The sequence below is a fragment of the Micromonospora rhizosphaerae genome (assembly GCF_900091465.1).
GTDB classification, from domain to species: Bacteria; Actinomycetota; Actinomycetes; order Mycobacteriales; family Micromonosporaceae; genus Micromonospora; species Micromonospora rhizosphaerae.
On the sequence record NZ_FMHV01000002.1, the window covers coordinates 1,346,363 to 1,373,322 of the forward strand.

General features: G+C 72.5%; 24 protein-coding genes. 15 read left to right on the forward strand and 9 right to left on the reverse strand.

Translation table 11 applies throughout. The features are described from left to right. The first annotated feature begins 8 nt into the window (after positions 1-8). A complete protein-coding gene (locus GA0070624_RS06550; RefSeq protein WP_091337559.1) occupies positions 9-1,115 on the forward strand; it encodes a glycosyltransferase family 9 protein in 1,107 nt (368 codons plus the stop codon). 7 nt (positions 1,116-1,122) lie between these two features. On the opposite strand, the gene GA0070624_RS06555 is transcribed toward GA0070624_RS06550, so the two are convergent. Further along, positions 1,123-2,001 (reverse strand): glycosyltransferase family 2 protein, encoded by an 879-nt coding sequence (locus GA0070624_RS06555; RefSeq protein ID WP_091337561.1) that lies wholly within the window; start codon positions 1,999-2,001, stop codon positions 1,123-1,125. Next, positions 1,998-3,938 (reverse strand): D-glycero-beta-D-manno-heptose 1-phosphate adenylyltransferase, encoded by a 1,941-nt coding sequence (gene rfaE2 / locus GA0070624_RS06560; protein ID WP_091337563.1) that lies wholly within the window; start codon positions 3,936-3,938, stop codon positions 1,998-2,000. Before rfaE2 ends, GA0070624_RS06555 begins: the two co-directional genes overlap by 4 nt. Positions 3,939-4,065: 127 nt before the next feature. Between rfaE2 and GA0070624_RS06565 the strand changes: the two genes are divergently transcribed. Both GA0070624_RS06565 and GA0070624_RS06570 read left to right on the forward strand, forming a co-directional pair. Next, positions 4,066-4,623, forward strand: a complete 558-nt coding sequence (locus GA0070624_RS06565) for a type 1 glutamine amidotransferase domain-containing protein (protein ID WP_091337565.1) — start codon at positions 4,066-4,068, stop codon at positions 4,621-4,623. Between the two features lie 109 nt (positions 4,624-4,732). Next, positions 4,733-6,409 carry an MDR family MFS transporter gene (locus tag GA0070624_RS06570; RefSeq protein WP_091337567.1) on the forward strand — a complete coding sequence of 559 codons (1,677 nt, stop codon included), beginning with the start codon at positions 4,733-4,735 and terminating at the stop codon, positions 6,407-6,409. 22 nt (positions 6,410-6,431) lie between these two features. On the opposite strand, the gene GA0070624_RS06575 is transcribed toward GA0070624_RS06570, so the two are convergent. Beyond that, entirely contained in the window at positions 6,432-7,379 is a 948-nt protein-coding gene (locus tag GA0070624_RS06575; RefSeq protein WP_091337569.1) for a LysR family transcriptional regulator, read from the reverse strand. Positions 7,380-7,463: 84 nt separating this feature from the next. On the opposite strand from GA0070624_RS06575, the gene GA0070624_RS06580 reads away from it, so the two are divergent. Next, entirely contained in the window at positions 7,464-8,372 is a 909-nt protein-coding gene (locus tag GA0070624_RS06580) for an EamA family transporter (RefSeq protein ID WP_091337571.1), read from the forward strand. Here GA0070624_RS06580 and GA0070624_RS06585 read toward each other — a convergent pair. Continuing rightward, complete coding sequence (locus GA0070624_RS06585) at positions 8,365-8,856, reverse strand: NUDIX domain-containing protein (RefSeq protein WP_091337573.1); 492 nt, start codon at positions 8,854-8,856, stop codon at positions 8,365-8,367. The genes GA0070624_RS06580 and GA0070624_RS06585 overlap by 8 nt on opposite strands. A 99-nt stretch (positions 8,857-8,955) precedes the next feature. On the opposite strand from GA0070624_RS06585, the gene GA0070624_RS06590 reads away from it, so the two are divergent. Continuing rightward, positions 8,956-10,590: a fatty acid--CoA ligase gene (locus GA0070624_RS06590; protein ID WP_176731988.1), complete on the forward strand. Its 1,635-nt coding sequence runs from the start codon at positions 8,956-8,958 to the stop codon at positions 10,588-10,590. 186 nt (positions 10,591-10,776) lie between these two features. Here GA0070624_RS06590 and GA0070624_RS06595 read toward each other — a convergent pair whose 3' ends face one another. From GA0070624_RS06595 to GA0070624_RS06610, 4 genes are all read right to left on the reverse strand, one after another. Continuing rightward, positions 10,777-11,790, reverse strand: coding sequence for an NADPH:quinone reductase (locus GA0070624_RS06595; RefSeq protein WP_091337577.1), 1,014 nt, complete (start codon positions 11,788-11,790; stop codon positions 10,777-10,779). A gap of 113 nt (positions 11,791-11,903) precedes the next feature. Further along, positions 11,904-12,557, reverse strand: coding sequence for an HAD family hydrolase (locus GA0070624_RS06600; protein WP_091348286.1), 654 nt, complete (start codon positions 12,555-12,557; stop codon positions 11,904-11,906). Between the two features lie 124 nt (positions 12,558-12,681). Beyond that, positions 12,682-13,512, reverse strand: coding sequence for an SCO6745 family protein (locus GA0070624_RS06605; protein ID WP_091348289.1), 831 nt, complete (start codon positions 13,510-13,512; stop codon positions 12,682-12,684). Between the two features lie 138 nt (positions 13,513-13,650). After that, positions 13,651-14,313 carry an FKBP-type peptidyl-prolyl cis-trans isomerase gene (locus GA0070624_RS06610; protein ID WP_245718684.1) on the reverse strand — a complete coding sequence of 221 codons (663 nt, stop codon included), beginning with the start codon at positions 14,311-14,313 and terminating at the stop codon, positions 13,651-13,653. A 152-nt stretch (positions 14,314-14,465) separates the two neighbouring features. Between GA0070624_RS06610 and GA0070624_RS06615 the strand changes: the two genes are divergently transcribed. Then, positions 14,466-14,858: a PPOX class F420-dependent oxidoreductase gene (locus GA0070624_RS06615; RefSeq protein WP_091337579.1), complete on the forward strand. Its 393-nt coding sequence runs from the start codon at positions 14,466-14,468 to the stop codon at positions 14,856-14,858. 7 nt (positions 14,859-14,865) lie between these two features. Here GA0070624_RS06615 and ku read toward each other — a convergent pair whose 3' ends face one another. Further along, on the reverse strand, positions 14,866-15,909 hold the full coding sequence (gene ku / locus GA0070624_RS06620; RefSeq protein ID WP_091337581.1) for a non-homologous end joining protein Ku: 1,044 nt from the start codon (positions 15,907-15,909) through the stop codon (positions 14,866-14,868). Positions 15,910-15,994: 85 nt separating this feature from the next. On the opposite strand from ku, the gene ligD (GA0070624_RS06625) reads away from it, so the two are divergent. The 9 genes from ligD (GA0070624_RS06625) (at position 15,995) to GA0070624_RS06670 (ending at position 26,892) form a co-directional block, all read left to right on the forward strand. Further along, entirely contained in the window at positions 15,995-16,936 is a 942-nt protein-coding gene (gene ligD, locus GA0070624_RS06625; protein ID WP_091337583.1) for a non-homologous end-joining DNA ligase, read from the forward strand. Then, a complete protein-coding gene (gene ligD, locus GA0070624_RS06630; RefSeq protein WP_091337585.1) occupies positions 16,926-17,840 on the forward strand; it encodes a non-homologous end-joining DNA ligase in 915 nt (304 codons plus the stop codon). Before ligD (GA0070624_RS06625) ends, ligD (GA0070624_RS06630) begins: the two co-directional genes overlap by 11 nt. A gap of 164 nt (positions 17,841-18,004) precedes the next feature. After that, positions 18,005-19,210, forward strand: a complete 1,206-nt coding sequence (locus GA0070624_RS06635; protein ID WP_091337587.1) for a low temperature requirement protein A — start codon at positions 18,005-18,007, stop codon at positions 19,208-19,210. A 205-nt stretch (positions 19,211-19,415) separates the two neighbouring features. Further along, positions 19,416-19,784 (forward strand): TetR-like C-terminal domain-containing protein, encoded by a 369-nt coding sequence (locus tag GA0070624_RS06640; protein ID WP_091337589.1) that lies wholly within the window; start codon positions 19,416-19,418, stop codon positions 19,782-19,784. A gap of 56 nt (positions 19,785-19,840) precedes the next feature. Continuing rightward, positions 19,841-20,596 carry a TIGR03089 family protein gene (locus GA0070624_RS06645; RefSeq protein ID WP_091337591.1) on the forward strand — a complete coding sequence of 252 codons (756 nt, stop codon included), beginning with the start codon at positions 19,841-19,843 and terminating at the stop codon, positions 20,594-20,596. A 461-nt stretch (positions 20,597-21,057) separates the two neighbouring features. Then, positions 21,058-21,936, forward strand: a complete 879-nt coding sequence (locus GA0070624_RS06655; protein ID WP_425413495.1) for a GNAT family N-acetyltransferase — start codon at positions 21,058-21,060, stop codon at positions 21,934-21,936. 127 nt (positions 21,937-22,063) lie between these two features. Next, positions 22,064-22,612, forward strand: a complete 549-nt coding sequence (locus GA0070624_RS06660) for a thioredoxin family protein (RefSeq protein ID WP_245719126.1) — start codon at positions 22,064-22,066, stop codon at positions 22,610-22,612. After that, entirely contained in the window at positions 22,609-23,100 is a 492-nt protein-coding gene (locus GA0070624_RS06665) for a protein-disulfide reductase DsbD domain-containing protein (RefSeq protein ID WP_176731610.1), read from the forward strand. The genes GA0070624_RS06660 and GA0070624_RS06665 overlap by 4 nt, the downstream gene beginning before the upstream one ends. A gap of 165 nt (positions 23,101-23,265) precedes the next feature. After that, a complete protein-coding gene (locus GA0070624_RS06670) occupies positions 23,266-26,892 on the forward strand; it encodes a S8 family serine peptidase (RefSeq protein WP_176731611.1) in 3,627 nt (1,208 codons plus the stop codon). The last annotated feature ends 68 nt before the right edge of the window (positions 26,893-26,960 follow it).

Sequence of the window (26,960 nt, forward strand, 5' to 3'; positions counted from 1 at the left end):
CGGGTCGGGTGGTCACCGCGTCCCCGCTCGGCCCGGTCGCCGAGCCGGTCCCCGACGTCGAGCGGATCGCCGTGCTGCGGGCCAACGCGCTCGGCGACTTCATCTTCGTCCTGCCCGCGTTGGAGGCGCTGCGGGCCGCGTACCCGTTGGCGGAGATCGTGCTGCTCGGCGCGCCCTGGCACGCGAAGCTCTGGCGCGACCGGCCCGGCCCGGTGGACCGGGTGCTGGTGGTCCCGCCCGCGCCCGGCATCCGGGGCCCCGACCCGGGTGAACCGGAGTCCTCGATGGACGACTTCCTGGCTGCGGCCCGCAAGGAGCGCTTCGACCTGGCGTTGCAGGTGCACGGCGGCGGGGGCAACTCCAACCCGGTCGTCTCCGGGCTCGGCGCCCGGGTCACCGCCGGGCTGCGGGCCGAGGACGCCCCGCCGTTGGACCGCTGGATCCGGTACGTCTACTACCAGCACGAGGTGATCCGCGCCCTGGAGGTGGCCGGGCTGGTCGGGGCGCCCGCCACCACCATCACCCCGCGGCTGGCCGTCACCGACGCCGACCGGGCCGAGGCGCGCGAGGTGCTCGGCGAGCCGGACCGGCCGCGGGTGGTGTTGCACCCCGGGGCCACGGACACCCGCCGGCGGTGGCCCCCGGACCGCTTCGGCGAGGTCGCCCGTGCGCTGGTCGGCGACGGGTACGAGGTGCTGGTGACCGGCATGCCCGCCGAGCGCGAGGTGGTGGAGACGGTGGTCGCGACGGCCGGCGCGGGAGTGCGCCCAGTGGTCGGCACGCTCGGCCTGGGCGGGCTGGCGGCCTGCCTCGAGGGTTGTGAGCTGCTGGTCTCGAACGACTCCGGCCCGGTGCACCTGGCCGCCGCGGTCGGCACCCCGACGGTGGGGATCTTCTGGGTCGGCAACCTGATCAACGCGGCCACCCCGCTGCGCGCCCGGCACCGACCGATCGCCTCGTGGACGACCCACTGCCCGGTCTGTGGCGTCGACTGCACCCCGGGGATCTATCCGCACCGCCCTGGGGACGGGGAGTGCCCGCACCGCGAGTCGTTCGTCACCGACGTCCCGCTGGTGGAGGTGCTCGAGGCCGCCCGCGAGCTGCTGCAGGGGTGAGCTGAGCTCAGGCGGGCTGCGGGGTGTCGGAGTCGGCGAGGACGACCTCCCACGCCTCCACGTCCCGCTCGGTCACCGTGGTCGGCGACTCCAGGTGGTAGGCGCCGCTGGGCAGGATGCCCGCGCCGCCGTGCCGGGCCATCACCGCGAGCTGCGCGGCGACGTCCTCGCCCTGGTGCCGCTCCTGCAGCCGGCGCCAGAATTCGAAACCGCCCGCGTCGACCAGCTTGACCCGGTCGTACAGCACGCAGCCACCGATCCAGGAGATCTTGTACGCCCGCCAGGCGCCCGCCGGCAGGCGCAGCTTCTCCGTGACGTGCAGCAGGTTCGCGGCCGGGTGGATCTGCGCCCGGTCCCAGGCGGGGGTGCCGGGGCGTACCAGCTCGGGGGTGGGCGGGCCGTTCCACTCCTCGTAGTGCCCGTGCGTCTCCGGCCGCACGTCGTCCGAGTAGGACAGGCCGTGCACGGCGTTGCCGACGAACCCGCAGCCCAGCTCCCGAATCGCGGTGACCAGCCGGGACAGCGTGCCCGGTTCCAGCCAGACGTCGTCGTCGAGGCAGAGCACGTACCGGGCGACGGACCGATCCAGCAGGTAGGCCCGGTGTTCGGCCAGGCCACGCCGGGGCAGCCGCCGGGTCAGCAGCACCCGGTGCCCCCGGTGACGCAGCACCCGGACCATGGTGGCCGCCGCCGGATCTGCGTACGCCGGCTCGTCGTCGGACTGGTCGCTGACCACGACCCCGAAGTCCGGTACGCCCTCCTGAGCGGCCAACCCGGAGAGGGTGACCGCCAGCTCGGCGGGGCGGTTGCGGGTCGGGATCAGCACGTCGAGCTGCCGGGGCCGGCGGAACCGCTCGGGTGCGCCGGGGTCGAGCGGTCGAGTCACGTCGGCCTGCCGGTGGCGGGAGAGCTCTTCGGCGCCGAGCCGGGCCGAGCAACCGACTGCGCGCGGATCCGCTCGATGATCGCCGAGGTGGAGCGGTCCGGCACGTAGCCGAGGGTGCGGACCTGGCCGCCCAGCCGGCGGACCAGGGGCGCCTCCGGGACCATCTCCGGCGGGTAGTCGCCACCCTTGACGTAGACGTCGGGGCGGACCGCCTCGATCAGGCGGCTCGGGGAGTCCTCCTCGAAGACCACCACGTGGTCCACGCACTCCAGCGCGGCGAGCAGCGCCGCCCGGTCCTCGACCGGGTTCACCGGGCGGTCCGGCCCCTTGAGCCGCCGTACGCTGTCGTCGGAGTTGACCGCCACGATGAGCAGGTCGCCGAGCGCGCGGGCCTGGGTCAGGTAGCGCACGTGTCCCGGGTGCAGCACGTCGAAACAGCCGTTGGTGAAGACCACCGAGCGGCCCGCGCGCCGGTGGTCGTCGACGATCGCGCTCAGCTCTTCGGCGTCGACCACGGTCGGGTGCCCGGTCTCGTCCGGCCCGCTGCCCAGCGCTCCGAGCAGGTCCTCCCGCCGGCACACGCAGGTGCCGGTGTCGGAGACCGTGATGGTCGCGGCGAGCTGGGCGAGCTGGGCGGCGGTCGGCAGCGTCGCCTCGGCCGCCAGGGCCAGCGTCATCGCGGCCAGGTACGCGTCCCCGGCGCCGACGGCGTGGCTGGCCGGGACCGGGGTGCTGTGGCTGCGCCGGGGCTCGCCGTCGGCCCCGCCGACCACCGCGCCCTCGGTGTCCAGGGTCACCGCCACCACGTCGGCGCCGGTGTGCGCCCGCAGCTCGGCCAGGCGCGACTCGGCCAGCTCGGCCCGGTCCACGCCCTCGCCGGCCGTCGCGTTCACGGTGACGCCGCTGCCGGTCACGGTGAGCCCGTCGCCGGTCATCGCCACCCGGTCCTCCCCGGGCGTCGGCTCCCCGGTGGGGCCGCCGGCCCCCGGGAAACCCGCGCCGAGCGGGCCGAGGTTGGCGTCTTGGCCGGCCGGGTGGCCTTCCTGCTCGGCCTGGCCGCGCTCGCCCTCTGGGGCCGCGCCGAGGTCGGAACCGTCCGGCCCGGCCGACCACTCGCCGGCGCCGCCGGGTGCGGCGCCGACGGTGAGCTCGGACGGGCCGTCGGCCGGGTCGGCGACCGGGTGGTCCAGGTGCAGGTCGGGGCCGCTGCCGCCGCGTCCGGCCGGGCGGGGCGCCGCGCCGAAGCCGGCCGCGGCGCGGGCGAGCAGCCGGGCCGCCTCGGCGAAGCTCGGGGTCACCACCGTCGGGTTGAGGCCCCGCCAGTGGACCAGATCGTGCGCGTCGAGTGCCACGGTCGCGTAGCGGTCCCGGTTGGCGACCAGCCAGGCGCCTACCGCCGCCGGGAGCGCGCCCAGGCCGTAGTCGCAGACCACCAGGGTGGGCGCGGCCCCGTCGGCGACCGCCTTCAGCTCTTCGGTCGCACAGTCCAGGGCGATGATCAGCCGGGCTACCCCGTCCTCGTCGAGCGCTTCCTCCGGCTCGCCGGAGTCCTCGCGCAGCAGGATCTGGTTGCCGGCGAGCATCCGGCGCTTCACCGGGGTCGGCCGGCCGGGCTGGTTGACCGTCCGGTCCCAGACGCCCGCGCGGTCGAGGCAGTCGTGCAGTTCGTCGCCGGCCGCGTCGGCGCCGACCGGGGCCACCAGCACGGCCCGGCCGCCGAGGGTGGAGAGGTTGACGGCGGTGTTCGCCGCCCCGCCGGCGGCGGAGATGCGCCGGCGCAGGGTGAGAACCGGGGCGGGTGCCTCGCGGCAGAGCCGCTCGGACTCCGCGAACCGCCACTCGTCAAGCATGGCGTCGCCGACGACCAGCACGGGACGCCCCAGCCAGCTCTCCACGACGGTGGCGAGCCGGCGCTCTTCCGCTGCTGCTCCTGCCATGCCTTCCCGGGTCCCCCGAGGCTCCCGGGCCAAACCTGCCCGCTCGCCGCCCGCCCACGCCGGCCGTGCGTTTCGGGCTTTTGGCGTCGGGAACGGGTTCAGCTGACCCCCCGGAAAGGAGAAAACCATGGCAGCGACGCTGCAGGGCAAGCGGATCGCCTTCCTGGCCGCCGACGGAGTCGAGGAGGTCGAGTACGTCCAGCCCCGCGAGGCGGTCGAGAACGCCGGTGCCCGGGTCGAACTGGTCTCGCTCCGGCCCGGCTCGATCCAGTCCTTCAACCACCTCGACCAGAGCAAGACGTACGACGTGGACGTGACGGTGGCCCAGGCCGACGCCGGGGCGTACGACGCGTTGGTCCTGCCCGGCGGGGTGGCCAACCCGGACTTCCTGCGCACCGACCCCGACGCGGTCCGGTTCGTGCGGGCGTTCTTCGACGCCGGCAAGCCGGTCGGCGTGATCTGCCACGGGCCGTGGACGCTGATCGAGGCGGGCGTGGTGCGGGGCCGGCGGTTGACCTCCTGGCCGAGCCTGCGCACGGACCTGACCAACGCCGGCGCCAACTGGGTCGACGAGCGGTGCGTCACCGACAACGGCCTGGTCAGCAGTCGCAAGCCCGACGACCTCCCGGCCTTCTGTGCCAAGATCGTCGAGGAGTTCGCCGAGGGGAAGCACCGCCCCGTCTGACCTCGTTGATCATAAGGTTGGCGGCGGTAGCCGAGATCGACATCGCCGCCAACTTCATGATCAACCGGCTTCGGGGGCATGTTCCGGCCGGTGCGGGAAAGAAGGCGGGGTGACGACCGAAGCCCATGCCCGGCCGGCGCTGCACGCCGGCCAGATCCGCCTGCTGATGTTCGGTCTGATGACCGGGATGCTGCTGGCCGCGCTCGACCAGACCATCGTCGGTACGGCCCTGCCCACGATCGTCGGCGAACTGGGCGGCATCAACCACTACTCCTGGGTGGTGACCGCGTACCTGCTCGCCTCCACCGCGTCCACCCCGCTGTACGGCAAGATGGCCGACCTGTACGGGCGCCGCCCGGTCTTCATCTTCTCGATCGGCACGTTCCTGCTCGGCTCGCTGCTGGCCGGCCTGTCGCAGAACATGACCCAGCTGATCGTCACCCGGGGCGTGCAGGGGCTGGGCGCCGGCGGCCTGATGACGCTGGCGTTCACCATCATCTCGGACGTGGTCTCGCCCCGGGAACGCGGCCGCTACCAGGGCCTCTTCGGCGCGGTCTTCGGCATCTCGTCGGTGGCCGGCCCGCTGGTCGGCGGCTACTTCGCGGAGACCAACTGGCGCTGGATCTTCTACATCAACGTGCCGTTGGCGATCCTGGCGATCGTGGTCTGCTACCACGTCATGCGGCTGATCCCGTTCGAGCGGCGCGAGCACGCGATCGACTGGCTCGGCGCGGGGCTGCTGGTGGCCGGGGTGAGCTGCCTGCTGCTCGCGCTGAGCTGGGGCGGCAACCGGTACGCCTGGAGTTCCGGCGTGATCATCGGGCTCTTCGTGGCCGGCGCGGTGTTCGGGGTGCTCTTCGTGCTCCAGGAGGCCCGGGTGCCGGAGCCGATCCTGCCGCTGCGGCTGTTCCGCCAGGCGACGTTCACGCTGGCCAACCTGGCCGGCTTCGTGCTCGGTCTGGTGATGTTCGGGTCGATCATCTTCATCCCGCTCTACCTGCAGATCGTCAAGGGCGCCTCGCCGACCCGCAGCGGTCTGCTGATGCTGCCGATGATGGCCGGCATCATCTTCACCTCGGTGCTCACCGGCCGCGCGATGAGCCAGATCGGGCGGTACAAGTGGTTCCCGGTGACCGGCTCGGTCGTGCTGCTCGCCGGCATGCTGCTCTTCACCCGCCTGCACGTGGAGACCTCGCTCTGGGTGGCCTTCGGCTTCATGGTGGTGATCGGCGTCGGGCTGGGCCTCTGCATGCAGTCGCTGATCCTGGCCGTGCAGAACGCGGTGGCCCCGCGGGACCTGGGCGCCGGCACCTCCTCGGCGACCTTCTTCCGGTCGCTGGGTGGATCCTTCGGGGTGGCCATCCTGGGCGCGGTGCTGTCGTCGCAGCTCACCGGCCAGCTCGCCGACCGGCTGCCGGGCGCCATCGCGCAGCTTCCGCCCGATCAGCGGGCTGCGGTGGCGGCCCGTGGCGGGGCGAACATCTCGATCAACGACCCGGCGACCATCCTCGCCCTGCCCGGCCCGGTCCGCGCCGCCATCCAGGCCGCGTTCGTCGAGTCGCTGCACCTGGTCTTCCTGACCGCCGGGCTGATCGCCATCCTGGCGGTGCTGGTCACGTTGGCCCTGCCGAACGACAAGCTGCGCGGCGCCGGCCCGCAGGGGGCCACCGGCGGCGCAGACCCGCTCGGCGGCAAGGCGGCCGCCCCCGGCGGCAAGCCGCTGACCAGGGAGTCGAAGGAGGAGGCCGCTGCCGAGATGGAGGCGAAGTCCCAGACGATGCTCTGACCGGCCGCCGTTGATCGCGGGTTCACCTTCCCGTGAAGCGAGCAGGCGGAGCAGTCCTTCCGGGAGGGACCTCCTGGGGCGGATCCGGGTGGGCGGTGAGCAGGTCGAGGATCAGCGCCAGCGGCGGCCAGGCCGCCCGACCGCGGCGGGTCACGGCGTACGCGCGCAGGAGGGCCTGCGGTCCGGTGAGGGGCAGCAGGCGCACGCCGGGCACGGTCGGCTGGTCGCCGGGGAGCAGACCGACGCCGAGTCCCGCGACGATGAGGTCCTGGACCAGTTCGAGGCTGTCCGCGCGGTGCACGATCCGGGGCTCGAAGCCGGCGATCGAGGCGATGGTGCGGACGACCACCTCGTCGGCGGTGTTGCGCGAGTTGACGATCCAGTCCTCGTCGCGGAACCGGTCGAAGACCGTCGGGGCGTCCTCCGCCGGGCCGGGCGCCGCGTCGGTCGGCACCCCGAGGTGCCACGCCACCGACCACAGCGACGTGGCCTCCAGCGCTTGGTCCGCGGACAGGGTGGCCAGGTTGTAGTCGTAGGTGAGCGCGAGGTCGACCTCGTCGGCCGCGAGCAGCGCGTACGCCTCGGCCGGCTCGTGCTCGTGGATGCGGAGGCGCACCCGCGGGTGGTCCGTCGCCAGCCGGGCGGTGAGCGGCAGCAGCGAGCGCCGGACGGCGGTGGCGAAGCCGGCGACGCGTACCGTGCCGGCCGGCTCGGCCCGCGGGTCCAGGTCGAGCCGGGCCGCGTCGACCGCGGCGAGGATCGTCACGGCGTGTTCGGCCAGCCGGCGGCCGGCCGGGGTGAGCCGGACGCGGCGACCGTGCGGCTCGACCAGCTCGGTGCCCACCTCCCGGGCCAGCGCCGCCAGCTGCTGCGACACCGTCGAGGTGGTGACGTGCAGCTCGTCGGCGACCTGGCGCATCGAGCCGAGCCGGGCCAGTTCGCGCAGCAGGCGCAGGCGACGCAGGTCCACGAGGGTTATTGTTCACGATCGCCGAATGTTTCGTCCAGAAATGGAACGTGGACGCGAACGGTCCCCAGCGGCTCTACTATCCGCATGACCACCGCGACCTCTGCCCGTGCCGGAACCGCGATGGCGGTCGCCTCGATGACGTGTGTCCAACTCGGGCTGGCCGCCTCGGTCGGGCTGTTCGACCGGGTCGGTCCGGCGGGCGCCGCCTGGCTGCGCCTGGCCTGGGCGGGGGTGCTGCTAGCGGTCGTGGTCCGGCCCCGCCTGTCGGCCTTCACCCGCTCCGCCCTGCGGGCCTGCCTGGCGCTCGGCGTGGTGACGGCCGGCGTCACCATCCTGTTCATGGCGGCGGTGGCCCGGCTGCCCCTCGGTACGGCCAGCGCGCTGGAGTTCCTCGGGCCGCTGGGCGTGGCCGTGGCCCGCGGTCGGGGCGGCACCAAGCTCTGGCCGGCGCTCGCGGCGGTCGGGGTGCTGCTGCTCACCGAGCCGTGGCACGGCGGCTCGGACCTGGTGGGGGTGGCGTACGCGCTCGGCGCGGCGGCCTGCTGGGCCGCGTACATCCTGCTCACCCAGCGGGTGGGCGACGAGGTCTCCGGCATCCGCGGCCTGGCGGTCTCCATGCCGGTGGCCGCCGTGGTCGCGACCCTGGTCGTCGGTCCCTCGACGTTCGGCAACCTGACCTGGCAGGTGCTCCTGGCCGGCCTCGGGCTGGCCGTCCTGTTGCCCGTCGTTCCGTTCGTGCTGGAACTGCTGGCGCTGCGCCGGCTCACCGCCGCCGCGTTCGGCACGCTGATGAGCCTGGAGCCCGCCATCGCCCTGGTCGTCGGCCTGGTCGCGCTGGGTCAGGTGCCGGGCGTCGGCGCGGTGGCCGGCATCGCCTTCGTGGTGGTCGCCGGGATCGGCGCGGAACGGTCCGGCGCCCGGCCAGCCGCCGGGCGGGGCGACGACTCCGGGGTGCCCAGCGAGCGGCCCGCGGGGGTCGGCGCCGTCACTTGAGGATCAGGCGGTTGGTCTGCTCGAAGACGTCCAGGTCGGCGAGGGTCTCGGGGACGCTGGCGGAGAGCGGGGCGGGCAGCTCCTCCGGGTGGAAGAAGTCCGCGTCCGTGGTCTCGTCGGTGACCCTGAGCAGCTCGCCGTCCCACTCGTCGACCCGGAACGCGGTGGTGAAGATCTGGTAGGTGTGGCCGTACATGTTGGTGTGGGTGCGGTCCGGCCCGGTGTAGAGGGCGAACGCGCTGACCCGCAGGGCGCGCAGCCCGGTCTCCTCGCGTACCTCGCGGACCGCGCAGTCGGCGATCGACTCGCCCAGCTCCATCGCGCCGGCCGGCATCGCCCAGTGCCCGTTGTCCGAGCGTTGGATCAGCAGCACGCGGGCGGCGTTGTCCCGGACCACCGCGCGGGCGCCGACGAACATCAGGGTGCGGTCACCGGCGAGGGCGCGCAGTTGGCCCACGTACGAGTCGGCCCAAGAGATGCTCACTCGGACAATTTACGCAGGTTCGCCGGGGCGGACCGGCTTTCCGGGGGTTCCCAAGGTGTGACCGGCGACACTAACTTGCTACCCATGCGTAGCACGATGATGGACGCCCCCCTCCAGGTCGCCCGGATCCTCGAACACGGCTCCACCGTGCACGGCACGGCGGAGGTGGTCACCTGGACCGGTGCCGAACCCCGCCGGATGTCGTACGCCGAGGTCGGCCGCACCGCCGCCCGGCTGGCCCACGCGCTGCGCGACGAGTGCGGGGTGACCGGCGACGAGCGGGTCGCCACGTTCATGTGGAACAACAACGAGCACCTGGTCACCTACTTCGCCGTGCCGAGCATGGGCGCCGTGCTGCACACCCTCAACATCCGGCTCTTTCCCGACCAGGTCGCCTACATCGCCAACCACGCCGAGGACCGGGTGGTGCTGGTCGACACGACGCTGATCCCGCTGCTGGCCCGGGTGATCGGCGAGATGACCACGGTGCGGCACGTGGTGGTGGTCGGCGGGGGAGACCCGGCCCCGCTGGTGGCCGCGGCCGGCGACCGGATCGCCGTACACCACTGGGACGCCCTGCTGGCGGACCGCCCGGACTCGTACGACTGGCCCGAGGTGGACGAGCGCGACGCCGCCGCCCTCTGCTACACCTCCGGCACCACCGGCAACCCCAAGGGGGTCGGCTACTCGCACCGCTCGATCTACCTGCACTCCTTGCAGGTGTGCATGCCAGAGAGCTTCGGGCTCGGCCCCCATGCCCGCGAGCTGGCCATCGTGCCGATGTTCCACGCGATGTCCTGGGGGCTGCCCTACGCGGCGTTCCTCTCCGGGGCGTCGCTGATCATGCCGGACCGGTTCCTCCAGGCCGCCCCGATCGCCGAGATGATCGCCGCCGAGCGGCCGACCCTGGCCGGCGCGGTGCCGACCATCTGGACCGACCTGCTGGCGTACCTGGACAGCCACGAGGTGGACACCTCCTCGCTCAAGGAGGTGATCGTCGGCGGCTCGGCCTGCCCCCCGGCGCTGATGCACGCGTTCCACGAGCGGCACCACATCGACGTCATCCACGCCTGGGGGATGACCGAGATGTCCCCGCTCGGCTCGGTCTCCCGGCCGCCGGCCGGCGCGACCGGCGACGATGCCTGGCGTTACCGCTACACGCAGGGCCGGGTGCCGGCCGGGGTGGGCGCGCGGATCGTCGGCCCGCTCGGCGAGCCGCTGCCCGCCGACGGGACGTCCGTCGGCGAGCTGGAGGTCCGTGGGCCGTGGGTGACCGCCCGGTACGTCGGGGACGAGACCCCGGACGAGGAGAAGTTCCGCGACGGCTGGCTGCGCACGGGTGACGTCGGCACGCTCTCGTCGGACGGCTACATCACCCTCACCGACCGGGCCAAGGACGTGATCAAGTCGGGCGGCGAGTGGATCTCCTCCGTCGAGCTGGAGAACGCCCTGATGGCGCACCCGGCGGTGCTGGAGGCGTGCGTGGTGGGCGTGCCGGACGAGCGCTGGGACGAGCGTCCGCTCGCGACCGTGGTGGTCCGGGAGGGCGCCTCGGTGACGGCCGAGGAGCTGCGCGATTTCCTGTCGAAGTCGGTGGCCCGCTGGCAGTTGCCGGAGCGCTGGGCGTTCATCGACGCGGTGCCCAAGACCAGCGTCGGCAAGTTCGACAAGAAGGTGGTCCGCTCCCGGTACGCGGAGGGTGGCCTGGAGGTGCGGGAACTGACGGCGTCGTAACACTTTCCGACGTACTGTCGCTGCAATGGGTAGGGACTGATCCCTGTGGACATCCCTCCCCAGGGGCGGCCCCGGCGTTCGCACCGCGCCGGGGCCGCCCGTTCCATTGCGGGGGCGACCCGCACCGTCATTGTCGCGAAAGTTGTTCGCCTCTGTCCCGTTGACGGAGAAATCCGTTTCGCGCTCTTACGTCTCGCTCGTGGTGATGAGCACCTTACCGACCGCCCCGGCTTCCACCGCCTCGTGTGCGCCCTGCGCCGAGGTGAGCCGGTGGTGGTGCAGGGGCAGACCCGCCTCCTCGCCCACTCGGATCGCGTTCTGGTTCACCGCAGCCTGCAGGTCGACCACCGCCTGGGCCTTGGCCGCCTTCGGTGCGGTGTAGATCAGCACGAACTGCCATCGAGCGTTCGGCACCATCAGCGGCCGGATCGGCAGGGTGACCTCCGGGCCCCCGTCGTCGGCGTACACGCACACCGCGCCGCCGTTCATGAGGACCTGGACGTCGGTGGCGGCGTTGCGCGCCGCGGAGACCTCGACGATCGTGTGCACCCCGTCGGGCGCGATCTTGCGGACCTCCTTGACCACGTCCTGCTCCCGGTAGTTGATCACATGGGAGGCGCCGGCCGCCGCCGCGAGCTGGGCCTTCTCCGGGCTGCTGACCGTGGCGATGACGCAGGCATCCGCCCAGCGGGCGAGCTGGATCGCCGCGTTGCCCACCGCGCCGGCCCCGCCCTGCACCAGCACCACGTGGCCGCCGAGCGCGCCGGCGTGCAGCCGGCTCGGCATGTACTCGCCGGCGGTCAGGCAGCGGTGCGCGGTCATGAACGGGATGCCGAGACAGGCGCCCAGGTCGAACGAGGCGGAGCCGAGGCGGATCGCGTGCCGGACCGGGACCACTGTGTACTCGGCGGCGGTGCCCCAGGGCCGCTGCCAGGCGGCCTCCCAGAGCCAGACCCGCGAGCCGATCAGGATCTGGTCGACACCCTCACCCACCGCCTCGACCACCCCGGCGCCGTCCTGCCCGGGGATCTGCCAGCCGGCCGGGAGCGGCCACTGCCGGCGCGCCTTCCAGTCGGTCGGGTTGACCCCGGAGACGGCCATCCGCACCAGCACCTCGCCGGGGCCCGGCTCCGGTACCGGCCGGTCGACCAGCTCGAGCACCGACGGGTCGCCGTTGCGCTCGTACACGATCGCCTTCATCCCGTCTCCTTCACGCCCGAGGCCGCACCGCGGCCTGCGGTACCCGGCCGGTCCCTGATCATTCCGATCCCCTCGGAAACCGTACAACCGGGCACGCAAAGGCAGAAGCCGGTTCAGCCCAGCCGATCCACGACCTCGGGGGTGAGCGCGTCGACCGAGGGGAGCAGCACGGCCGCGAGTGCCTCGGCGTCCGGGTCCAGCGGGTACGACCCGTGCGGTATCGCGATCACCCGGATGCCGGCGGCGGCCGCCGAGCGTACGCCGTTGGAGGAGTCCTCGATGGCGACGCAACGGGTCGGGTCGACGCCGAGCCGCGCGGCGACGCCCAGCCAGACGTCCGGCGCGGGCTTGCCCCGGGCGGTCTCCTCGGTCGACAGCGTCGCGCCGAAGGCGTCGGCCAGGCCCGTGGCGGCCAGCGCCGCCTCGATCAGCCGGGTGGGCGAGGAGCTGGCCAGCCCCAGCGGCCACCGCGCGGCCATCCGGCGCACCACCGCGTCGGCGTCGTCGATCAGCGGTACGTGCTCCGCGTACCGGCGGGTCATCTCCGCCACCACCTCCGCGGCGACCTGCTCGGCGCTCCGGTCGACGCCCAGCTCACCGCTGAGGTAGGCGGCCCACTCGCCGGTGCTCATCCCCATCAGCCGGCGTTGGGTGTCGGGCTGCCAGGTCCCGCCGTGCGCGGCCACGTACGCCCGCCGGACCTCCTCCCAGACCGGCTCGGAGTCCACGATCACGCCGTCCAGGTCGAAGAGCACCGCGTCCACCACGTACCCCATCCTGCCCGAACCACCGGCCGCCGTCGGGCCGGCCGGGGCGACCGGCCCGGGCCGGAATCAGGTCAGGAAGGGAGCCCACTCCCGGACCCGGACGACCTCGACACCCGCAATGGGATCAGTTCGACTGTGCCACCGGCAGGCCGATCGGGCTCTGCCGGGGAATGACCGTGTGGCAGCGGCGGGCGACCGGTTCGAGCAGCTCGCGCAGCCGCTCGGTGCGCTCGGCGCCGAGTGCCCGCCACGGGCCGAGGGCGGCCCGGTCGGTGGCCTCCTCGACCGCCCGGAACGCGGTGCTGCCCTGCTCGGTCGGCTCGCGGTCGGCGGTCAGCCAGCGCCGCTCGACCAGCCGCTCCTCGGCGGCGGTCCACTCCTCGTCGGTCCAGCCCCGGGCGGGCTGGTGGAACTCGCGCGACTGGTCGGTCCGGCACCGCCAGGCCAGCACCTCCACGGGGTCGAGCCCGGCGGCGACCAGCGCGGCGACGTGCCCGTCGCCCCGGTGTTCGCGCAGCGTGGTGGCGGCCTGCCAGATCCGGGCCAGCGGGTACTCACCGGCGGGCAGGGCGGCGTTGACCGCGCCCAGCACCCGGCCGGCGATCTCGACCCGGGCGGCGGCCGCCTCCAGCAGGTCGGCGGCCTCGGCGAGATGCGCCTCGGGCAGCTCGTAGGTGAACTCGGCGAGCGCCTGGACGGCGCCGGTGAGCCGGGCGCGCAGCGCCTCCTGCGGGGTGGCCAGCCGCCAGACGGAGGGCAGTGCCCGGGCCACCATCCGCGGGGCGAAGCTGAAGAAGGCCGCGATCACCGGCGGGGCGTCGGTCGGGCCGAGCGGGGCGGCCCGGCCGGCGAAGTAGCCCCGCCAGTAGCCGCGCAGCCCGACCGCCTCGTACGCGGCCCGGGCGCGGGGGTGGAAGTAGGTCACCGCGTGGACCGGCTCGAAGTGCGTCCACATCACCCGGGCGAGCCCGGGGTCGTCCAGCGCCGCCACGTGCACCTCCGCGTCGGTGGGCAGATCACCGTGGGGGCCGGACCGCCCACGGTGACGTTGAACCTACTGCGGGTAGGCGGCGGGAAGGAAGACGAGTGTGATCTACTGCGCGGCCAGCACGTCAACGACGAAGCGCAGCGGGCCGGCCGGCCGGCCGCCGGAGGAGTCGTTGCCGTACGCCAGCTCGGCCGGGATGTCGAGCTGCACCCGGCTGCCCACGGTCACCCCGACCAGGCCCTGGTCCCAGCCCGGGATGACCTGGCCGACCCCGATGGGGAAGGTGGCCGGCTGGCCGCTGTTCCAGGAGGCGTCGAACTCCTTGCCGTCCTTGTAGAAGACGCCCACGTAGTTGGTGGTGATCTGCTGGCCGGCCTTCACCGCCGGGCCCTTGCCCTTGATCAGGGTCGTCACGGTGAGCTTGGTCAGCTCGCCCTTGCCCGGGCCGACCTGCGGCCTGGTGGCCAGCGCCGGGTCGGTGCCCTCGGGGAGCTGCGGGGCGGCGGGCGCGGTGGGCTCGGCCGCCGGGGCGCTGGCGCCGGCCGACGGAGTGCCGGCCGCCTTCTTCGCGTCGTCGTCCCCGCCGTTCACCCAGACGAAGACGCCGATCAGCACCGCGACGACGGCGACACCGGCGAGCGCGCCGAGCAGCGACTGCCGGCGGCGCTTCGCCTCGGCGGCCTTCTTCGCCGCCAGCTGGGCGGCCAGCCGCCGCTCCGCCTTGGTGCCCGGGCCCTGGCCCGACCGGTTCTGCGTGCGCTCGCTCACGTCGACTCCCTGCTGGGTGGTGGGTGCGGCCCGGCGGCCGCTGCCGAGACCAGCGCACACGGTACCCCGGCGGAACGCCCTCGGCGCCCCCTCGCCCGCGCGGATCGGACACCCGCCGGTAGGTGTCACTTTTCGGGAGTAGGTTCTCGACCATGGCGATCCTCACCGAAGAAGACCTGGCCCTGCTCACCGAACCGCAGCTCGCCCACGTGGCCACCGTCGAGGCCGACGGCACCCCGCACGTCACCCCCGTGTGGGTGGACACCGATGGCGAGCACATCGTGTTCAACACCGCGAAGGGCCGGCAGAAGTACGTCAACATCGCCCGCAACCCGGTGGTCGCGGTCTCCGTGGTGGACAAGGCGAACGACTTCCGCACCCTCTGGGTGAAGGGCACCGCCGAACTCGCCACCGAGGGGGCCGACGAGCACATCGACCGGATGGCGAAGAAGTACCTCGGGCAGGACACCTACCCGTTCCGCCGGCCGGGCGAGGAGCGGGTCATCGTCCGGATCACCCCCACCGAGAAGCTCGGCCGCGGCTGAGGGGAAGTCAGGCGGTCTTGCGGGGGGCGGCCTTCTTCTCGGCCGCCTTCTTCGCGGGGGCCTTGGCCGCCTTCTTCTCCGCGGTCTTCTTCTCGGCCGCCTTCTTCGCCGGCTCCGCCTTCTTGGCCGCGGCCTTCTTGGCGGGGGCCGCCTTCTTCGCGGGCGCCTTCTTCGCGGGCGCCTTCGCCGTCTTGGCCGCCTTGGCGGCCTTCTGGGCGGACCGCGCCGAGGTGATCGGAGTCGGCTCGGCCGCGCCCCCGGCGGGCTCTTCGCCGCGGGCGGCGCGGGCCCGCTCGACCGATGCCTTGAGCGCGGCCATCAGGTCCACCGCGGCGGCCGGCGCGGCCTCCACCTCCTCCGGCTGGACCACCTCGCGCCCCTCGACCTTGGCGTCGATGACCTCCTGCAACGCCGCCCGGTAGTCATCGGTGAAGGCGTCCGGCTCGAAATCGCCGGCCATCGAGTCGATCAGCGAGCTGGCCATCGCCAGCTCCGGGGCGCGGACCTTGAGGTCCTCGTCCAGGAAGCCGAAGTCCGGGGTACGCACCTCGTCCGGCCAGAGCATGGTGTTGAGCAGCAGCACGCCCTCGCGTACCCGCAGGGTGGCGAGCTGTTCACGCTGGCGTAGCGCCACCTTGACGATCGCCACCCGCTCCGAGTCCTCGAGCGCGTCCCGCAGCAGCACGTACGGCTTGGTCGCCGCCCCCTCCGGCTCCAGGAAGTACGCCTTGTTGTAGAGGATCGGGTCGACCTGCTCGGCCGGGACGAACTCCAGCACGTCGATGGCGTGCGAGGTGGCCAGCGGCAGGTCGGCGAAGTCCTCGTCGGTGAGGATCACCATCTCGCCGCCGCCGATGTCGTACCCCTTGGCGATGTCGTCGTAGCTGACCTCCTCGCCGCAGACCTGGCAGGTGCGCTTGTAGCGGATGCGGCCGCCGTCGTCCCGGTGCACCTGGTGGAAGCGGATGTCCTTCTCCTCGGTGGCCGAGTAGACCTTCACCCCGATCGAGACCAGCCCGAACGACACTGCTCCTTTCCAGATGGCCCGCATCCCGCGCTCCTCTCCCCGGTTCTGACCAGAATTGCACTTGATCGAAGCGGACGCACGCGCTTCCGTCGCCAACTACAGTCGTAGGGTGCCCGGCGCGCCGTTGAAGCCGATGCTCGCGATGACCGGGCAGCTCCCGGCGGGTGCCGGCTGGGCGTACGAGTTCAAGTGGGACGGGGTCCGGGCGCTCGCGGACATCTCCGGCGGCCGCCAGCACCTGTACGCCCGCTCCGGCGTGGAAATCACCGTAGCGTACCCAGAATTGATCACCCTGGGTGACCAGGTCGACGACGCGCTGCTCGACGGCGAGGTGGTGCTGCTCGGCGCGACCGGGCAGCCGTCGTTCACCGCGCTGGCCGAGCGGATGCACGTGCGGGACCCGGTGAAGGCGGCCCGGCTGGCGGCGACCGCCCCGGTGACGTACATGATCTTCGACCTGCTGCGCCTGCGCGGCGAGGACCTGACCCGGCACTCCTACCTTGAGCGGCGGGCGGCCCTGGAGGCGCTCGGGCTGGGGGCCGCGCGGTGGGCGGTGCCGCCGGCCTTCCTCGACGGGCCGGCCACCTACGAGGCGGCCGGCGAGCACGGGCTGGAGGGGGTGATGGCCAAGCGGGCCGACTCGATCTACCGGCCCGGGGTGCGCTCGGCGGACTGGCTCAAGGTCAAGCTGGAGGTGACCGGCGACTTCGTGGTGGGCGGCTGGCGGCCCGGCGCCCGGAAGATCGGCGGGCTGCTGGTCGGGGTGCCCCGGCCGGACGGACGGCTCACCTTCCGGGGGCGGGTCGGCGGCGGCATCGGCGCTGCCCTCGAACGGGAGCTGCTGCGCGAGTTGGAACCGCTGCGCTCCGGCGCGTCGCCGTTCGCCGGGGACGTGCCGCGCGAGGATGCCCGGGGCGCGATCTGGGTAACTCCCCAGGTCGTGGTGGAGGTGAAGTACGGGCAGCGCACGCCGGACGGGCGGCTGCGGTTCCCGCGGATCCTGCGCCTGCGCCCAGACAAGCCGCCGGAGGAGGTCGAGGATGCCGGCTGACCGGCTCAAGGTGACCGTCGAGGGCCGCTCCCTGGAGTTGTCCAACCTGGACAAGGTGCTCTATCCGGCGGCCGGCTTCACAAAGGGCGAGGTGATCGACTACTACACCCGGATCGCCCCGGTGCTGCTGCCGCACCTGCGGGACCGCCCGCTGACCCGGATCCGCTACCCCAACGGGGTGGACGGTGGCTCGTTCTTCGAGAAGAACAAGCCCGCTTCGACGCCGGACTGGGTACGCGTCGAGACGCTGCCCGCACCTGGGTCGACCAAGGGCCGGGAGACGATCGACTACGTGGTCGCCGACGAACTGCCCACGCTGGTCTGGCTGGCCAACCTCGCCGCGCTGGAGCTGCACACCCCGCAGTGGAAGGTCGGCGAGCACCCGGACATGATGGTCGTCGACCTGGACCCGGGGGCTCCGGCGGCGCTGAAGCAGTGCTGCGAGGTGGCGCTGCTGATGCGGGACCGGCTGGCCGACGACGGGATCGAGGCGTACCCGAAGACGTCGGGGAAGAAGGGGATGCAGCTCTGCTGCCCGATCGCGGGGACGCAGTCCTCGGACGAGGTGTCGGCCTACGCGAAGCGGATCGCGCAGGAGTTGGAGCGGGCGCATCCCAAGCTGATCGTGTCGAAGATGGCGAAGAACCTGCGGCCCGGGAAGGTCTTCATCGACTGGAGTCAGAACAACGCGGCGAAGACGACGGTGGCGCCGTACTCGCTGCGGGCTCAGGCGGTGCCGTCGGTCTCGACGCCGCTGACCTGGGACGAGGTCAAGGCGGGCGCGGCGGGCAAGCGGCCGTCGACGAAGCCGTACCCGGCGGGCGAGGTGCTCAAGCGGGTGGAGAAGCAGGGGGACCTGCTCGCCCCGCTGCTGGACGGAGGCCCCGAACTCCCCGAATCCTGACGACAGCCGGTTTTTGGCGCGGCGCCCGCAGTGGAATGCCCGGCGGCGCGGCCAGTTCGTGGCGTGTCGACCCGCTTGGATTCCCCGCAGGGGGTCTCGGGCTGCGGGGCGCGTGGTACGACTGACGGCATAAATGCGGCATAACTGACAGGACGGGCGCGCCGATGACCGCCGGCAACACGAGCGACCTGCTGCGGGATCGCGCCGAGCCGCAGCGCGCCACCTACGTCGAGCTCTTCTTCGACGTCATCCTCGTCTTCGCGCTGACCCGGCTGTCGCACACCCTGTTCACCGACCTCACCTGGCTCGGCGCCCTGCACACCGTGATCCTGCTCGCCGCGTTCTGGTGGGTCTGGGTCTTCACCACCTGGACCACGGACCGCCTCGACCCTGCCCAGCCCGCGATCCAGGTCGTGATCATCCCCATCATGCTCGGCACCCTGATCATGGCGGGCGCGGCGCCCACTGCATTCGGCGGGGATGGCATGATCTTCGCCGCCACATACGTGATCATCCAGGTCGGCCGGGCCCTCATCGTCACATCCGCGATGCGCCGCCGGCCGGAGGTGGCGATCGGCTCGCTGCAGCAGCTCATCTGGAACTGCTTCGCAGGAGTGCTGTGGATCGCGGGCGCACTGACCGAGGGCACCAGCCGGGTAGTGATCTGGCTCCTCGCGGCGGTCCTTGGCTACACCATGAGCAGGCTGGACTTCCGGCTGCCCAAGCTCGGCCCGGCCCGGATCACCACACAGGCGATCTCCGCGGAGCATCTCGCCGAGCGCTACCAGCAGATCATGATCGTCGCGTTCGGTGAGACGATCCTGGCAGCAGGCGGGCAGTTCGCCGCGTTCGGGTTCGAACGGGACCGGCTGATCGCGTTCGTGCTGGCGTTCGCCATCACCACGCTGCTATGGCGGATCTACTTCTACCGCGCGGGCCTGCTCCTCCCAGCTGCGATCGCGGCCAGCGCCGCGCCGGCAGTCTTCAGCCGGTCCGCCTCGTACGCCCACCTAATCATGGCCGGCGGCATCGTACTCAGCTCGGTTGGCGACGAGATCGTCATCAACCACCCGTTCGCCGAGGCCAACCTGGTCTGGTCCGCCGTCATTCTTTGCGGGCCCGCGATCTACCTGGCCGGCCGTGCCCGGCTCGACTACCTGTCGTTCAGCAAGGTCGCCGTGTCCCGAGTGATCGGTCTACTCCTGCTCGTCGTCCTGTCACCCGTGGTGGCGTTCCTGTCACCGATCCTGATCGCCGTCGTGGCCGTTGTCATCCTTACCGCGATCGCCGCCTCGGACACCATCTCCTGGCGCTTCCGCCCCAGCACACCGAAACCGCCACCGCCCGGCGGAGCGTACCGACGCCCGTAGCGCCACAGCAGGGCGGTCGCGCCGAGCAGCTGGCGCAGCCGTCGGGGCAGTGCGGGTCCGAGGATCAGCGGCGGGCGGCGTCCCAGGCGGCGCTGCTGCGTACGTGTCGTACAGCTCCTGCACTTCCAGCAGGCTCTGCGGCGGGACCGTCCGCGCCGTCGGTCAGGGTGACCCGCTGGGTGGAGAGGCGTCGGCCGCGCGGACGATGACGGACCTGTCGAAGTCGGGGGCCGCGGCCCGTACCGCCGCATCCGACGAGCGGCAGGCGGTGGCCGACGTCGCCGCCGCCTACGCCGCCTTCGCCGCACGGCGGCCCGCGCTCTACGACGCGATGTTCACCCTCGCGGTCGATCTGCCGTTCGCCAGCCAGGACGTACCGGTCGACCTGGCCCGGGCCTTCGCCGAGCTGGCCGAGACCCTGCGACCGATCGCCGGCGGCGACGACCTGGAGACGTTCACCGAGACCTTCTGGAGCGGGCTGCACGGCCTCGTCACGCTCATGCGCAGCGGCCGGCTCCGCCGTGCGGACCACGATCGGCGGCTGGCGCTCCTGGTGGACCGGTTCGCCGGCTGACCGGTCCGCGGCCGATGGGCGATTAGGGTGGGCGGACCGGCAGGAGGAGTGTCCCCATGGCTGTCCACACGCCCGAACCCGTTCCGGCCGATGCGCTACGCGAGGCCGACCTTCCGCTGCTCACCTACTACGACGACGCGACCGGGGAGCGGACCGAGCTGACCGCGCACCAGCTCGGCGGCTGGGCGGCCCGCAGCGCGGGCCTGCTGCGGGACGACTGCGGACTGCGCGCCGGTGACCGGGTCGCCGTGCTGCTGCCGCCACACTGGCGCACCGCCGCGGTGCTGCTCGGCGCCTGGGCGGTCGGGATGTCCGTGTCGTTCCGGCCCCGGGCCACCGCCGGGCTGCCGGTCCTCGAACCGCGCGGCGATCGGCCGTACGACGCGGTGTTCGTGACCCCGGAACGCCTCGACGACTGGCTGGAGGACGTGCCGGAGGGGACGCACCGCTACCTGGTCGGCACCAACCCCGGTTCGCTGGCCGAGGTGCCCCCGGGCTGGCTCGACTGGTCCACCGAGGTGCTCCGGCACACCGACGCCACTCCCGACTACCAGGCCATCCACCCGTCGGACCCGGCCAGCCCAGACGGCACCAGCTACGACGAGTGGGGCCGGGTCGCCCGGGCCATGGCCGGCCAGCTCGACCTGCGCGCCGGCGACCGGCTGCTGATCGACGCCGTCGAGCACGAGCAGCCGCTGAAGTGGCTGCTCGCCCCGCTCGCCGCGGGCGCGTCCGTGGTGATCTGCGCGAACCTCGCCCCCGCCCGCCGGGACGCCCGCGTCGCCGCCGAGCAGGTCACCCGGGTCCTGTGAGGCGTCCGGCGCGGGCAGCCGGGAGTCCATTGTCGCCGCTCGTCGTTGCAAGTCTGACGTTCTTGACCGACGCAACCGTACTCGGCCGGGGCCGACAGCCGCGGGCCGGCCTGAGGGCGGTGAGTCTTCCGCCGCCGCGGCCTTCGGTCCGGGGGCGACCTTGCCGGCGTGTCGGCTCACCACGTGCAGGACGCGGGCTTTGGATCGCCGCCTGCTGCCTGGTCGACCGGTTGCCCCTGGCGACCTTCAACAGCAAGGACTACGCCGACTTCGCCGAGTACGACGGGCTGCGCCTGTTCGACGTCTCGTAGGTCTCGCCGTCGACGGAATCGAAACCAGTTGACGCTGCTCCGGGTCGGCGTGCCTACTAGCCGACCGGGTGCCGTCGCGCCGGCCCGGCACCAGCCGGCCCGGCCGGACGACGTGCGATCGGCAGCAGGCGACAGGGGCAAAGGATCATGGTGGACCGGACGGAACCGGGCGGGGACGCTCTCACCTGGAAAGAGTTCGGCGAGGGGCACCTCGCGGAGCTGATGGAACTGGCCGAGGCGTGCCTGGCCGCCGACGGTGGGCTGCCACTGTTCGCCCAACCTCCGCTGCTGCGGGCGCGGCTGCTCCAGACCCGTACCCTCGGCGCCTGGCACGACGGCGGCCTGGTCGCGGCGGTGGGCGTTGGCACCGCCGGGCAACTGGCCACCAGCACCGGCCTGGTGCACCCGGCCTGGCGGGGGCGGGGTTTCGGCAGCCGGCTGTTGAGCTGGGTTGAGGAGCAGGCCGACGCCGACCTGCTCCTGACCACCGAGTCCTGGACTCCGGGCGCGGAGGCCCTCTTCACGGCGTTCGGCTTCGAGCGGACCTTCGCCGAGTGGGTACTGCGGCACGACCTCACCGCCCTCCCGGAGATCGTGCGCCCCGACGGCGTACGCATCGAGCCGGTGACCTGGGAGATCGGACCCGAGCTGTTTGAGACCTACCGCGCGTCCTTCGCCGACCGACCCGGCTTCGCCGAGCCCAGCGCCGAGGACTGGCTGGGTGAGCTGCGGGAGGACGCCGAGTACCGGCCGGACCTGTCGCTGATCGCCCGCGGTCCGGATGGCACGGCCATCGGCTTCCTCAACGTCATCGACAACTGGGTCGACCAGGTGGGCGTCGTCCCCGGCTGGCGGCACCGACGGGTCGGGGCGTACCTGGTGGCGACCGCGTTGCGGTCGCTGGCCGCGGATGGTGCCCGGGAGGCGTGGCTCTGCGTGAACGACAACAACCCGGCCGCCGCGCTGTACCGGCGGCTCGGCTTCCGCGACGCCGGCCGCCGCGCTCGCTACCTGCGCCGCCGCTCGTGACCGCCGACGATGGCCCCGCCCTCCATGATCACGGAGTGTTCCACCTTCTGACCGTCGGGGCAGCGGCACGAGGCTGCGGTGGGCTATCCTCCGGCGCCTGACCAGTTCACGGGGGTGACTTGTGGTGATGCTGCGACGCGTCGGTGTCGCGGCCGTGGCCGGTATGGCACTGCTCCTGACGGCCTGCGCCGGCCAGGATGCCCCAACGACGCAGGGTGCGGCACCCACCACGGCGGCCGTAACCCCCGCCGCGTCCCCGACCGCCCCCAAGGTGACGCTGCCTGACCGGTACGACCCGAAGCGGAACCCCGCCGCCGACCTGAAGGCCGCCCTCGCGCTGGCCAAGGCGGACGGCAAGGCGGTGCTGATCGACTTCGGCGCGGACTGGTGCCCGGACTGCCACGTGCTGCACGAGCTGTTCCAGTCGGCGGAGACCAAGCCGCTGCTGGAGCAGAACTACCACCTGCTGGCGGTGGACGTCGGCGAGTTCGATCACAACCTGAAGTTCGCCGGGAAGTACGTCAACCTGGAGCGCAGCGGCATCCCCGCGCTGGTGGTGCTGACCCCCGAGGGGAAGGTGCGGGTGGCCACCAACGACGGTTCCTTCGGCAACGCCCGCAACATGGACAGCGAGCAGGTCAACGCGTTCCTCACCAAGTGGGCGCCGAAGCCTTGACCGGTCGCGGTGCGCTGCTGGTCGCGGCGCTGGCCGGCGTACTCCTCGCCGGAGCATGCGCCCGCTCCGCCGAGCCGTCGCCCGCGGCCGAACGCAGCGGCCGGCTGGAGGCCGGCGGGGTGACCGTGGAGGCTGTCCTCGCGGACGGGCAGGTGCGGGCGACCTTTCGCCCGCAGCGGCCCGGATTCCACGTGTACAGCATCGACCTGCCACCGGACGGGGTGCAGGGGCTCGGCATCCCAACGGTCGTCGCCGTCCGCGGCAGCCTCGACGCGATCGGTACGCCCAGTGCCGACAAGCCGGTCAACGAGCTGCGGATCGAGGAGCTGAACGTGACGCTGCCCGTCTATCCGGACGGCCCGGTCACCGTCACGCTGCCGATCCGGTCCACGGCGGACGGTCCGGCCGAGGTGGTGGTGACGTACGGCGCGTGCAGCGCGAGCACCTGCCTGCCACCGGTACGCGAGCGCGTGATCGCACTCGCCTGAGCTGCGGCCACCTGCCCGAACACCTGCGCCGCCAACCTCGACCCTGCCCGCCGCGACGCCCGGGAAATGGATCAGTCCAACGATAGCTATCTATTGGTCGGGTCTGTTGGGACGGCGCGTTTCTGGCAGACTCCCCAAGTCGTACTTATCAACGACGGGGGATCAATGCGATTTCGTAACGCAGTCGTCGCCGCGTCCACACTGGTGCTGCTCGGTTCGGGGGTCCCGGTCGCGCACGCGGCGCAGTCGAACCAGATGTCGGCGGTCAAGGACGCGGCCAAGCATCTACCGAGGCCGGAGCGGCCGCGCGAGGTCAAGGATCGCGAGTTCGATCCGCACTCGGTTCTCGTCCGGTTCAAGAGCGGCGCCTCCGCGGCGGCGAAGGATCGGGCGTTGACGAGCCGCGGCGCCAGCCGGGTCGGCGAGGTGCGCGGCACCGGGTACGTCGAGGTGCGGGCCAAGGGAGCTGCGCCGGACCTGCTGCGCCGGCTGCGCAACGACCCGGCGGTGGCCGAGGTGTCGCTCGACTACCAGCGGCGGACGGCGGCCCTGCCGAACGACCCGTACTTCGCGGGCAGCCAGTCGTATCTGGACACGGTGCGCCTGCAGCAGGCCTGGGACCTGAGCAAGGGCTCGACCAGCCAGATCATCGCGGTGGTGGACACCGGCGTCGACGGTCTGCACGCTGATCTGCAGGGCGTGACGGTGGACGGCTACAACGCCATCACGGGGGCGGCCGTCGCGGCCGGCACGAACTCGGACGACAACGGTCACGGCTCGATGGTGGCCGGTATCGCCGCGGCCAACACCGGCAACGGCATCGGCATCGCCGGCGCGGCCTGGACCGCACGGGTGATGCCGGTCAAGGTGCTCGGTGTCAGTGGCAGCGGCTACGACTCCGACATCGCCGCCGGGATCACGTGGGCCGCCGACCACGGCGCCACAATCGTGAACCTGTCGCTGGGCGGCCCCGCCGACAGCCCCTTGCTGCACGATGCGGTCACGTACGCCACGGGCAAGGGTGCCCTGGTGGTCGTGGCGGCCGGCAACTACGGGAGCGGGCTACCGCTGTATCCGGCGGCATACCCCGAGGTGTTGGCCGTCGGCGCCACGGACAAGGCCGGCAACTTGACCGACTTCAGCTCATGGGGCGACCACATCGACGTGGCGGCGCCCGGATTCGACATCGTGTCCACCGGCCGGGATCAGACGTACGTCGTGGGCGACGGGACGTCGTTCGCGGCGCCGATCGCCTCCGGCGTGGCGGCGTTGGTGCGTACGGCGAACCCGTCATGGACCCCGCAGCAGGTGATCGATCGGCTGCGGGCGACGGCCCGGGACGCCGGCCCGCGGGGCATCGACTCGTACTACGGGTACGGGGTGCTCGACGCGTACCACGCGGTGGGCGGCACGCCGGGTGGCGAGTTCCCGGCGCGGGCTCTGGGTGCGAACGAGCCGAACGATGCGCCGGCCCGGGCGACCGCCGTCGCCACCTCGGTCACCGGCACCCTGGCGGCCGAGGGCGACGTCGACTGGTACCGCTTCGACTCGGCCGGACAGCAGGCTGTCGACGTGACGGTGACGCCGCCGGCACGCGACACCAACATCGCTCAGAACGCCGACCCGATCCTGGCGGTGTACGACCGGGACCTGCGGCTGATCGGCAGGGTAGACAGCGCGGGCCGGGGTGGCGCGGAGACGTTGAGCTTCGTCGCCGACACCGGCACCTACTACGTCGCGGTCAGCAACTACAACGGAGCCGCCGACAGCCGCTCGTACACCCTCGCGGTCGGCGCCGGAACGGCCTCCCTGTTCCAGCCGCCGGTGGAGACCGACATCGGCGCGGAGGCACGCACCGTCGACATCGCGGATGTGACCGGTGACGGCCGCGAGGACGTCCTGCTCGCGACGAGTTACTCCACCGGTTCGGAGAACGGCGACAAGCTCTTCGTCTACGCGCAGCGGCCGGACGGCACGCTCGCCCCGCCGGTGCGCTACGGCACCGACGCCGTCCCCCACCAATGCTTCGCGGTGCTCGACACCAACGGCGACGGTCGCCAGGACGTCGCGATCAACACGGTGAGCGGGATCAACGTCCTGCGGCAGAATGCGTCCGGGACGCTGGAGAGCGCGGGGCTGCTACCGACCAAGGGCTGCCCGGTGGCCGGGGACATGGACGGCGACGGCGACAGCGATCTGGTCGCCACCGCCTCCGGCGTGGGCACCACCCTGCTGACGCAGGGCGACGATGGCACCTTCACGCCCACCGCCGTCACCACCGACGACGTGGGCGAGGTGGAGGTGGGCGATGTCGACGGTGACGGGAAGATCGAGATCGTCGCCGCGCCGCCGGTGTACCTCGGTAACGCGCCGATCTACGTCTACCACCCCACCGAGGCCGGCTGGACGCGTACCAACCATCCGACGGGTATGACCTCGCCGGAGACCGTCAGCGGCATCGAGGTCGCCGACGTGAGCGGGGACGGTCGCGCCGACATCCTCGCCACGTTCGGCGGCAACAAGCCGAGTTCGCAGGTCAGCGTGCTCCGGCAGAATGCCACCGGTGGCTTCGACACCCCCGCGCTCTACCCGGTCTGGGACATCCCCGAGCCGATCGAGGCGGCCGATGTCACCGGTGACTCCCGCCTCGACGCGGTCACCGTCCACGGGGGATGGGCAGCGCTGAGCGTGCTGCCGCAGACTGCCGACGGCACCCTCGGCGCGCCGGTCAGGACCGACACCAGGGCGAGCGCGTCCAGCTTCACCACGCAGGGCCTTGCGCTGGGCGACATCGACGGCGACGGGCGTACGGACGCGGTCATGGCCGACTACAACGACGGCCTGGTGGTGCTCCGGAACAACAACGGCCCGACGCGGGGTGGGCCGCAGATGTGGGTGCGGGATGTCGCGCCCGCTGATTTCGCATCTGAGGTGGCGTCGGCGGCGGTCCCGTCGGTGACCTTCCAGCGTGCCGTGGATGCGGAGTCGGTGTCGTCGTCGACGGTGCGGCTGCTGAACGGCCGCACGGGGGCGGCGGTGGCGGCGACCGTGTCGTACGACGCCGGGTCGCACACGGCGCGGGTGACGCCGGCGGTCGCGCTGCAGGACGACACCCCGTACCGGCTGGTGGTGGAGGGGGTGCGGGACACCACGGGCGAGACCCAGACCGAGCGGTTCACCAGCACGTTCAGCACCGTGGACACGGCGCCGGATCCGGTGAGCAACTTCGTGGCGACCGGGGCGATGCGGGAGGCCACCCTGTCGTGGACCGTGCCGCCGATCGCGGATTTCGATCAGGTGATCGTGCGCATGGCCACCGGCACGACGGCACCCTCATCGGTGACGTCGGGCACCGCCGTGTACGCGGGTTCCGGGTCGAGCGTGACGGCGAGCGGCCTGACCGCGGGGGTGACGTACACGTTCGCTGCGTGGGTGCGGGACCGGTCGGGCAAGCTGAGCACCGCCAGCACGGTGACGTTGCCCGGCTCGGCCGTGACGATCTCCAGCAGTTCGAAGACGGTGAACTACGGCAGCCCGGTGTCGGTCACCGGTCGGTTGACCCGGTCGGACACCCGGGCGGCGATCCCTGGGGCATCGGTGCAGTTGTACGCGCGGCGAGAGGGGTTCACCATCTGGTCGCTGGTCGGCACGGCGACGAGCAGCAGCACCGGAGATGTGTCGCTGAGTCACACGCCGAGCGCCAGCACCGACTACCAGTGGATCTACCCCGGTTCCACGGCGTACACCGGCGCGGAGTCGCCGATACGTGCGGTGCAGGTCCGCATGCGGTGACGGCTGACCTGCCCCGCGACGGAACGCCCTGACGACGACTAGCCCGGGCGGGCGATCGAGCTCGCCCG